Below are 9,773 nucleotides of genomic sequence, written 5' to 3'. Positions count from 1 at the left end.
CGCGGTAATGGGTAATGGGTAATTGGTAATGGGAAAACCATTTTTCACGCTATAATCCCCATTTTTCAGGCTTTTCATGGGACAACACTCTCAAGGAACATTTCGATTACTGTACCTCATAACATCGAAAAACGCTGTAACTCATTTTCATGTCCGCTTGCGGAAACCGGACTTGATATAAAAAAGGATCACCCAATGGTAGGGGCATTTTTTACATCTGGATCGGTTTCTTGCAGTAACTGCGCTGGGCGAAAATTGAACAAACTGGCAATAATATTGCTGGGAAATACTTCCCGCTTCGTATTGTAGAGTGTCACCCCATCATTAAACGCCTGGCGAGCAAACGCAATCTTATTTTCCGTCGATCGCAACTCTTCCATCAACTGAGCCATATTTTGATCCGCCTTCAACTCTGGATACGCCTCAGCTAAAGCAAACAACCGCCCCAAAGAACCCGTCAGCACCGCCTCTGCATTGCCTAACGTCTGCATGGCGGCAGGATCGCCTGGATCTTGAGAGGCTTGGGAAGTCGCCGTTACCGCCGCATTCCTGGCTTCAATGATCGCATCTAACGTTTCCCGCTCATGCTTCATATACCCCTTCACCGCTTCGAGCAAATTAGGAATCAAATCATGACGACGACGCAACTGCACATCAATTTGGGCAAACGCATTCTCATAGCGGTTGCGTAGCTTCACCAAAGAATTATATGCGTCAATGAAAATAGAAGCCACCAGCGCTATCAATGTCCCTAGAACAGCTAGGGTAAGGACGATCTGTGCCATAGGATGAGACCCCTTTTAGATGGCATTATATCAGGGGTTCGAGAGCAAACTGGATTAGGATAGATAGCGATCGAGTAGTTGATGCCTTACAATGATTCCTGCTTTAAGCATTTTAACCTCGATCGGCTTAAGCAATTCTCTTTAACTCCAAAGCCACATTATTTAACTGTTGAATACTCTCACCGATCTGAGCTAGGGCACTGGCATTATTATTGGCCCCAGCATTAATACTGGTAATTGACTCAATGAGCTGTTCTACACCAATCAACTGTTGTTTTAAGTTCAAGGTAATTTGCTGGTTACTATGGACAACATCAGTCACTGAATTTTTGACCTCTTCAAAAGTTTGGGTAGTATCTTCAGTAATCTGAAAGCAGGTTTGCACACTTTCTTGACCCTTTTGACTGATCTGAGTAGTTCCATTAATAGCTTTTTGAATTTCCAGTACCCGATTATTGATATCCACTGTAGAGTCTCGACTTTGATCGGCCAGCTTACGAATTTCCACAGCAATTACAGAAAAACCTTTACCACTTTCTCCAGCTCTTACCGCTTCCACAGAAGCATTTAGCGCTAACATATTGGTTTGATTAGCAATGCTACGAACCACATCTGAAATTTCGCCAATTTTATCGATTTGCTCGGTTAACTCCAGAATCTTATTGGCCATGAATTCGACTTGTTCCTGAACATTAATTACCTCTAAACGGATGGTTTTTACAGCAGTGTTTCCCCTTGCAACTATCCTTAAGGTTTCTTGAGCTGATGCATTAGCCAGATCTGCTTGTTCTGCGGATTGAGTATAGGATGTCCCCAATTCATTGGCTGTTGCGGTTGTTTCATTAATAAAACTGGCCTGTTGTTGGGCAATCTCTTCCTGTTCTTCGACACTCTCAGCAATTTGACTCGAAGAAGCGGCAATATGACTGGAAAATTTAGTGATGGGATTGACTGCAATTTTATTAATCCAAACAATGGTCATAATTTCTACAAAAATCACCACAACCAACGTTCCCCAGTTGACTAAATCAATCAGTCGATAAGCGACAGATAAATGTTGCAATCTTTGATCGAGAAATTGGTTTTCAATTTCATGCATTTCATCTAAGTTTATCCGAATTTCATCCATGATAACCTGGCCTTTTTTCGATGTCACTAAAATCAATATCTCTTGTTCTTTTTTCGCCCTTTTGAGTTGAATCGTTTCCGCTAGTTCATTAAGTTTTTGCTGCGATAAATTTTTAATGTTTTGTAGATTCATAACTTGATCTGAGTTATCAGAAATCAAATCTTCTAAAATTTCAAAATTTCTGTCTAACATTTGAGTGGCTAGGTTGTAGGGTTCTAAAAAAGTTTCATCTCCAGTATAAATAAATCCCCTTTGACCCGTTTCTGCATCTAAAAGATTTTTTTCAATGTTTTTTAATTTGATTTGAACATCGTAAGTATGGAGTACCCAATCTTGGCTCTCTTCCAAAAATAATGTTGTATAGTTAGAAACAATGCTACTGACCCCAACAGCACTGAGAATGGCTCCAAAGCCAATGACTAAAACTTGTTTAATATTCATCGAAGCAAATAGGCTGAGTATTTTTGTGTTGACCTGGGTAAGGTTCTCTATCGATCGTATCTTTAAATGAAACGACTCAAACCTATCTTACCCAATCTTCATTGACGCGCGTTAAAATCAACTTATTGTCCAAAAACAATGCGCTATTATACCTAAAAAAGAAAAATTAAATTGGGAGAATATTGAATGAGATCCATGACTAAATCTGCTGCTTTCTTTGCCCTCAGTGCCTTGAGTTCCCTAACGTTAAGCACCCAAGCTTTAGGGCAACCCCTAGGGTTTTCCTGTCGGGATCGCCAAATTTGTCCGGTCTTCAATATCTTACTGCAAACGACAGAAATCTTTACAAATACTTGTCCACCCACATCGGATAATCCCCAAGACTATGCAAATTATTTAGGCCAATGGATCGATGGCATTCCCCAAATTCAAGCTCAGGTTAATTCCTTAAACAGAAATAATTCTTATACTCCAGCATTGCCTGCTTCACCCAATCAAGTGGTAGATTTTCTCAATGCTTGGGTAGATATTGCTAGAATTGCCCAAGTTCAAGCGAACCGTATTGAGCAACATCTGGAAAGTTGCCCCTCTCGCCTCTCTGCTCTCCCGGTTGGTTCTACCCTGCCTGCTATTGCTACAGATACGGAATTTCCGAAAGTCTGCCAGTTCGATCCCAAGACTTTAACTTGGAAGTGTTAATATCAATTAAAAATTAAAAATAGGACTTCAAACGATGTTAATCCTTATGGAAGCGGGATCATTTCCTCTTGCCTTTACCCTGGTTTATGTGGTGGGATTTATTGCTGCGGTAGTGATTGGCTCGATCGCCTGGTACAACTCTAAGCGTCCCGCAGGATGGGAAGATGCTCAAAAACCGGACTATATTCCCGATGTGAACAAAGACAACAAAGATACTTAAATAGACTCTTGGCTTGATTGCAGGCGCACCATAAAAAAGCCGTCCATCTGATGACGGTGGGGCCAAATCTTGATCCAGCCTTCAGGGGTGGACAATGGGGCTAGGGGTTCTGGCGATAATGCTGGGCATCGCTGACGCGATCGCACTGGAACAATCCTCCACTGGGGATTCTGGTCTAAAAAGCGGCCGATTACCTGCTCGTTTTCCTGGGGATCGAGGGTACAGGTGGAGTAGACCAAAATTCCCCCCGGTTTCACCCAAGAGGCGGCTTTTTCCAGCAGTTCTTGTTGTAGCACCGATAACTGCTCGATGGACTCTGGAGACTGTCGCCACCGGGCATCTGCATGGCGGTGGAGTGTGCCTAAACCGGAACAGGGAGCATCAACCAAGACGCGATCGCCTTTTACGCTAAAATCGCCAATTTCCCGCAGATCTGCCACCAGGGTTTTAATGCTGTGTAAATCCAGACGTTGGGCATTTTGGATCGCCTTTTTCAACCGCGAATGTTGGCGATCGCATCCCCAAATTGTGCCGCGATCGCCCATTAACTCCGCCAAATGAGTTGTTTTGCCCCCAGGAGCAGCACAAGCATCAATCACCACCTCCCCCGGTTGCGGATCGACCAAATACCCCACCAATTGGGCGCTCCCATCTTGGATACTCCACCATCCTTGCTCAAAACCGGGTAACTGCTGCACTGCTCCCACTTTTTTCAATAATCGCAACCCTTGGGGAGAATAGGGCAGTCGCTCTACAGAAATACCAGCCTCCTGAAACGCTGTTTCCACCTCTGCCACCGAAACCTTATGAATATTCACCCTTAGATCCAGAGTCGGAGGACGGTTAAACCACTCACATAACTGTTGAGTTTCCGTTTCTCCCAGTTGGGTTAACCATTTTTCCACAATCCAATCCGGGTAACTGTGAAGCATCGCCAACCGTTGCGCCACTGGATCGGGTAATTTCAGGGGATCGCCAGGTGACCTCATATACTGCCGCAATACCCCATTCACCACTCCCGATAAGCCTCGCAACCCATTATTTTTGGCCAACTCCACCGTCGTATGCACCACCGCAGGGGCTGGAATTTGATCCAGATAGCGCAGTTGATACAATCCCAGATGAAAGATTAAGCGTAAATCCGCCGGTTGTTCCTCAATGGGTTTACGGGCAAACTGACCGATCAGCGCATCAAGCGATCGCCTCCGTCGCACCACCCCATACACCAACTCCGTCACCAAACCCCGGTCTACTCTCGCCAATTTCGCCCCACTCAACCCCCGATTTAAGGCTACATCCGTATAGGTATCGCGGCGATCGATCTCCTTGAGAATGGCAAAGGCAACTTGACGAGGATTGGAGTTAGGCATGTCAACTTTATCTCAGACCGACCCGTTAATCATAGGGGTTGGAGGCGATCGCAGGAAAGCCCTTTTTCAAAAAACCAGAAAATCTTAAGCTTACAAGAGTTTGAATTCTAGTTTCTCACAAAAGCTATAATAATATTCTATCTTCTCAATTCTTGTCCCTCAAGATAAACTCAATCTAATGGTTCAAAAAATCGCTCTCTTTAATCATAAAGGCGGAGTCAGCAAAACAACCACCACATTTAATCTAGGTTGGATGCTGGCTGAAAAAGGAAAAACTGTCATTCTCGTTGATACCGATCCCCAATGTAACTTGACCGGTATGGTTTTGGGAGAAGGAACAGAAGAGAATCAACAGAGAATTGCCGCCATTTACCAAACCTCTTCCAATATCAAAACAGCTTTAGCACCGGCTTTTGAATCACAGCCCAAACCCATTGAAGCGGTCGATTGTATTCCGGTGCAAGATCGAGAAAGATTATTTTTATTGCCAGGTCATGTCGGCTTTGCTGAATATGAAGTAACGTTAGGCATTGCCCAAGAGCTAAGTGGCTCAATTCAAGCCCTGAAAAATTTACCCGGATCGATTACAGAGTTATTAAACAAGACGGCACAAAAGTATAAGGCTGATTATATTTTGATTGATATGAGTCCCAGTTTGGGATCGATTAATCAGAACCTACTGATGACCAGCGATTTTTTTGTCATTCCCACAACGGCTGATTTCTTTTCCGTGATGGCAATTGATTCTTTAACTAAGGTTTTACCTAAATGGTATAGTTGGGCTAAGACCGCAAGCTCTCTTCCCGTTCTCAAAGAAGCTGTTTACCCATTTCCCGAAGTGAACCTGAAATTCTTAGGAATTATTGTGCAAAATTATCGCATTATTAGAGGTAAGGAAACGGCAGCTTTTCAAAACTGGATCGAAACAATAGAAAAAAGTGTGGCTCAAAAAATGATTCCCGTTTTAGCCCATAATCACATGATAGACTCAAGTTATACAAACAACACACAGAACAGGATTGTTCTGGCAAAAATCCCGGATTTTAATAGTTTGATTGCCTTGTCTCAACAGCACCAAAAACCAGTTTATGCCTTAACACCCGAACAGCTAAAATCTGCCCTTTGGTATGGTCGGGTTTTGGAGAAAGCCCAAGAAAAACAGGATCAATTTAAAGCAACCTTTTCAGAATTAGCCGATCAAATTATTACTCGTACTTCTCCTGCCCATGCAATCAGCGCTTGATCAATTCCGGATGAGTATTGCTCGTGTTCGAGATTTGATTTCTATCCATAATTCTGTTAGCGCTCAATCCACTGCTGCTCTAAATTTATCGGATATTTTAAGAGCAGCTTTAGTGTTGGCAGTAAGTGCTTTAGACTATTATATTCATGAAGTCGTCACCCTAGGTATGATACAAATTCATCAAGGGCAACGCGCTGAACCGCAAGTCTCACCGAATAGTTCTCAGTCTGCCTTTTCACGGTTTCAGGTATCCTTGGGTGGGGCAAGACAAGAACGATTAATCATCAATGATATTGCCTCTTGGTTAGAGAATGAAATCCAGCAAAGTCAAGGTTCATCATTTTTGCAGCAATCTCATACAGTATCGTCCTTACTGCCTATTCTATCCAATAGCCTAGTCAATAAACTGAATCGTAGCTCTTGGCTAGAAGATGAAATTAGGCAGAAACTCAGTTACCAAAGTTATCAGCAACCGGAAAAGATTGCGGATGCGATTAGACTGATTTCAGATAAAAAGCTATGGGATGAGGTATCAGCTAAATTAGGGCGATCGCCAAAAGACATTAAACAACAACTGAGCTTAATTGTGGATCGGCGCAATAAAATTGCCCATGAAGCGGATATCGATCCGAGTTTTGGCATCGGCAATCGCTGGCCAATTGATGAAAGAATGATTAATGATGCAGTTGATTTTATTGAACAAGTTGTGGAGAATATTCATCAAATATTATAAATTTTGATTATGTGGGAAATTGAAACTAAGGAAATACAACCGGGTCAGATTATCCAATATTGTATCCGTAGCGGTGATGACGATCTGCGCGTCCAAGATGTTTTGCAACTGTGGCAAAATAATCCTGATTTTCGCTTATTTTATAGTCGCATTCTGGCCGATTGTCCCTTTAGGGCTTTTCGCTGGGAAACTCCCCCTTGCACTTGGGCAACCCGCGATCGCCTCTTTGAATACGTCCTCATTAATCAACCGAGCTTAAACCGCTCTCCCGATCCGGATGCTTTTAAGACCTATTTTGACTTAGCCTCTACAGAGCAAACCGTGGTGAGTTTTCCCAACCTGAGCCAGGATGCTCGTTTAATTGTCCCCTGTGCGATCGCCCCTGACTCCGTTTATGTTCACTTAGCTTCCTTTGTACGACAGGCTCTGGGGTCTCAACAGCAGCAATTATGGCACACTGTAGCCAGGGAAATGGCGGCTCAGTTACAGCGATCGCCCCAAATACCCATGTGGTTAAATACTGCCGGAATGGGGGTTCCCTGGCTCCATATTCGCCTGGATTCTCGACCGAAATACTATAGCTACACCCCCTACAAGGGATAGGGGGATGGGAAAATGGGGAGATATCAATATAGAAGTTAAGGATAGGGGGAGAGGCGATCGATCAGGCCAAAATTGGGTAAGATGAGTTTCGGACACGAAGTGAGTCGGTCTGGTCAACTTACAGTTAGGGGAGATATCTATGGTTCATCCACGTAAACCCATTCATCGCTCTACTGGGAAACAACCCTCAAACCGACTCAGCTTGATCCTCGAACCGATTCAAAAACACACCCTATGGGTGTGGAGTATTTTCGCTCTAGTGGCGATCGCCATTAGTTATGAAGCCTTAAGCGTTCTCCTCAATCCGGAAGCCGTCGAATCGGAAGCGGCGATCGCCGAAGTCAGAGAAGACCCAGAACCCCTAGAAATGAGAGAGGAAACTGACCCTAACTTTACCCTACCCTGGCTCTGGTTAGGGGCGATCGCCTTGGGATCGGGCGGTCTCTTTCTTCTCTGGAAAAGCCTACAAAATCCCAGCGCCCATAAACGGGCAGCTCTCAACCGTCGGCAACGTCGTGGAACCGTCCTCTTAACCGAAAAACCCCAACCCTTGCGAGTCCCTCAGCGCCAACCTAGAGCGAACTTTAGTCCAGAACATATTACCCCCAAACCCTTAGAAGCGCCTGCACCTTCGACAGACCTAACGTCACCCCCCCCCGCTCCACCCCAAAAATCCTTTAACTTTGAAGTCAACCGCAACCCCAAACCGGTTCAGCATCAGTCCTTACAAGTGCCCAACTTTCCCAAACTCACCCCAGACATTCCCCAGGGAGCGACGGCGAAACCGGTTCGCAAAACCCCCCCCCAAGATCATCAAGAGCAAAAAATTCGCAAATCCTCTTAGAAAATGGGGAAGATGCCCCATGACCCATGACCCATTGCCCCAGATAAAATGATAAACTGCCAGTGAACTGAGGTAAAAAACAGTTTACCGATTAACCATTATCCATTAACGATTACCAGCGTCTAGCGCTACTATTGACTATGAGCAAGGGCACGCTATTTGATAAAGTCTGGAACAACCACAAGGTTGGCACCCTTCCTTCTGGACAAACTCAACTGTTTATTGGACTGCATCTAACCCACGAGGTGACAAGTCCCCAAGCTTTTGCCATGCTGAGGGAGAGAAACTTAAAGGTATTGTTTCCCGATCGCACCGTCGCTACGGTCGATCATATCGTGCCCACACAAAACCAGGCTCGGCCCTTCGCCGATACTTTGGCTGAAGAGATGATGCAAGCACTAGAGCAGAGCGTCAAAGAGCATGGGATTCGCTTCTATAACGTGGGATCGGGTAACCAGGGCATTGTCCATGTCATTGCCCCAGAACAGGGGATGACGCAACCGGGAATGACGATCGCCTGTGGAGATAGCCACACCTCAACCCATGGCGCATTTGGGGCGATCGCCTTTGGCATTGGTACCAGCCAAGTCCGGGATGTGTTGGCCTCCCAAACCCTCGCCCTAGAGAAGCTCAAAGTGCGCCGCATCGAGGTCAATGGCAACCTGCGTCCGGGGGTTTATGCCAAAGATGCGATCCTCCACATTATCCGCAAACTGGGCGTGAAAGGAGGCGTAGGCTATGCCTATGAGTATGCCGGAACCACCCTAGAACAGATGTCCATGGAAGAGCGGATGACCATCTGCAATATGTCCATCGAAGGGGGAGCCAGATGTGGCTATGTCAACCCCGATCGCGTCACATTTGACTATCTGCAAGGTCGGGACTTTGCCCCCCAAGGGGAAAGTTGGGATAAAGCCGTTCAATGGTGGGAAAGTATCCGCTCTGATGCCGATGCCGAGTACGATGATGTGGTGGTGTTCAAGGCCGAAGAGATTCCCCCCACAGTCACTTGGGGGATTACACCCGGTCAAGGAATAGGAGTAGATGAAGTGATTCCTACCCCAGAAAGTTTACCCGATGGCGATCGCCCCTTAGCCCAAGAAGCCTATCAGTACATGCAACTCGAACCCGGAAAGGCGATCGCCGGAACCCCCATCGATGTCTGCTTCATCGGCAGTTGTACCAATGGCCGCCTCAGCGACCTGCGGGAAGCCGCTAAATTTGCCCAAGGTCATCAAGTCGCCCCCCAAGTCAAAGCCTTTGTGGTTCCCGGTTCCGAAGTCGTCAAACAACAAGCCGAAGCAGAAGGCTTAGATAAAATCTTTACCGAAGCCGGGTTTGAATGGCGCAACGCCGGATGTTCCATGTGTTTAGCCATGAACCCCGATAAACTCGAAGGCGACCAAATCAGTGCCTCCTCCTCTAACCGCAACTTCAAGGGCCGTCAGGGGTCTTCCTCCGGCCGTACCCTACTGATGAGTCCCGCAATGGTCGTCGCTGCGGCCATCTCCGGCCAAGTCTCCGACGTGCGGAAACTGCTGTAACCGTCTCCCTCGCTAGTAATCTCAAGTCCGGTTTCCGCAAGCGGACATGAAAATGAGTTAAACTAGCGGGCAAGATGCCCGCACTCCCTCAATTATTTGATATTACTGGAGTGGGAGTATCTTGCTCCCTACATTTTTAATTATGGTATTCAAGCGGATTTG

General features: G+C 45.7%; 10 protein-coding genes. 7 read left to right on the top strand and 3 right to left on the bottom strand.

The features are described from left to right. Positions 1–188: 188 nt before the first annotated feature. A complete protein-coding gene (locus PJF56_RS17270; protein ID WP_283763941.1) occupies positions 189–785 on the bottom strand; it encodes a LemA family protein in 597 nt (198 codons plus the stop codon). A 127-nt stretch (positions 786–912) separates the two neighbouring features. Continuing rightward, positions 913–2,355 (bottom strand): CHASE3 domain-containing protein, encoded by a 1,443-nt coding sequence (locus PJF56_RS17265; RefSeq protein WP_283763940.1) that lies wholly within the window; start codon positions 2,353–2,355, stop codon positions 913–915. Positions 2,356–2,550: 195 nt separating this feature from the next. Here PJF56_RS17265 and PJF56_RS17260 point away from each other — a divergent pair, with 195 nt between their 5' ends. Both PJF56_RS17260 and psb35 read left to right on the top strand, forming a co-directional pair. Next, complete coding sequence (locus PJF56_RS17260; RefSeq protein WP_283763939.1) at positions 2,551–3,054, top strand: hypothetical protein; 504 nt, start codon at positions 2,551–2,553, stop codon at positions 3,052–3,054. A gap of 46 nt (positions 3,055–3,100) precedes the next feature. Further along, a complete protein-coding gene (gene psb35, locus PJF56_RS17255) occupies positions 3,101–3,274 on the top strand; it encodes a photosystem II assembly protein Psb35 (protein WP_283763938.1) in 174 nt (57 codons plus the stop codon). Here psb35 and PJF56_RS17250 read toward each other — a convergent pair. Beyond that, entirely contained in the window at positions 3,271–4,644 is a 1,374-nt protein-coding gene (locus PJF56_RS17250; protein ID WP_283763937.1) for a 16S rRNA (cytosine(967)-C(5))-methyltransferase, read from the bottom strand. The two genes, psb35 and PJF56_RS17250, sit on opposite strands and share 4 nt — an antisense overlap. 178 nt (positions 4,645–4,822) lie before the next feature. Between PJF56_RS17250 and PJF56_RS17245 the strand changes: the two genes are divergently transcribed. The 5 genes from PJF56_RS17245 to leuC all read left to right on the top strand — a co-directional run bounded on the left by PJF56_RS17245 (position 4,823) and on the right by leuC (position 9,611). Continuing rightward, complete coding sequence (locus PJF56_RS17245; RefSeq protein ID WP_283763936.1) at positions 4,823–5,887, top strand: ParA family protein; 1,065 nt, start codon at positions 4,823–4,825, stop codon at positions 5,885–5,887. Further along, positions 5,871–6,620 carry a HEPN domain-containing protein gene (locus PJF56_RS17240; protein ID WP_347179574.1) on the top strand — a complete coding sequence of 250 codons (750 nt, stop codon included), beginning with the start codon at positions 5,871–5,873 and terminating at the stop codon, positions 6,618–6,620. Before PJF56_RS17245 ends, PJF56_RS17240 begins: the two co-directional genes overlap by 17 nt. A gap of 9 nt (positions 6,621–6,629) precedes the next feature. After that, positions 6,630–7,223, top strand: coding sequence for a DUF6940 family protein (locus PJF56_RS17235; RefSeq protein WP_283763934.1), 594 nt, complete (start codon positions 6,630–6,632; stop codon positions 7,221–7,223). A gap of 139 nt (positions 7,224–7,362) precedes the next feature. After that, positions 7,363–8,067, top strand: coding sequence for a hypothetical protein (locus PJF56_RS17230; protein ID WP_283763933.1), 705 nt, complete (start codon positions 7,363–7,365; stop codon positions 8,065–8,067). Between the two features lie 140 nt (positions 8,068–8,207). Next, positions 8,208–9,611 (top strand): 3-isopropylmalate dehydratase large subunit, encoded by a 1,404-nt coding sequence (gene leuC, locus PJF56_RS17225; RefSeq protein ID WP_283763932.1) that lies wholly within the window; start codon positions 8,208–8,210, stop codon positions 9,609–9,611. The last annotated feature ends 162 nt before the right edge of the window (positions 9,612–9,773 follow it).

Source organism: Roseofilum halophilum BLCC-M91 (genome assembly GCF_030068445.1).
In the GTDB taxonomy this organism is placed as follows: Bacteria; Cyanobacteriota; Cyanobacteriia; order Cyanobacteriales; family Desertifilaceae; genus Roseofilum; species Roseofilum halophilum.
Note: the sequence above shows the minus strand (reverse complement) of the source record. Positions and strands in the feature narration are given on the sequence as shown.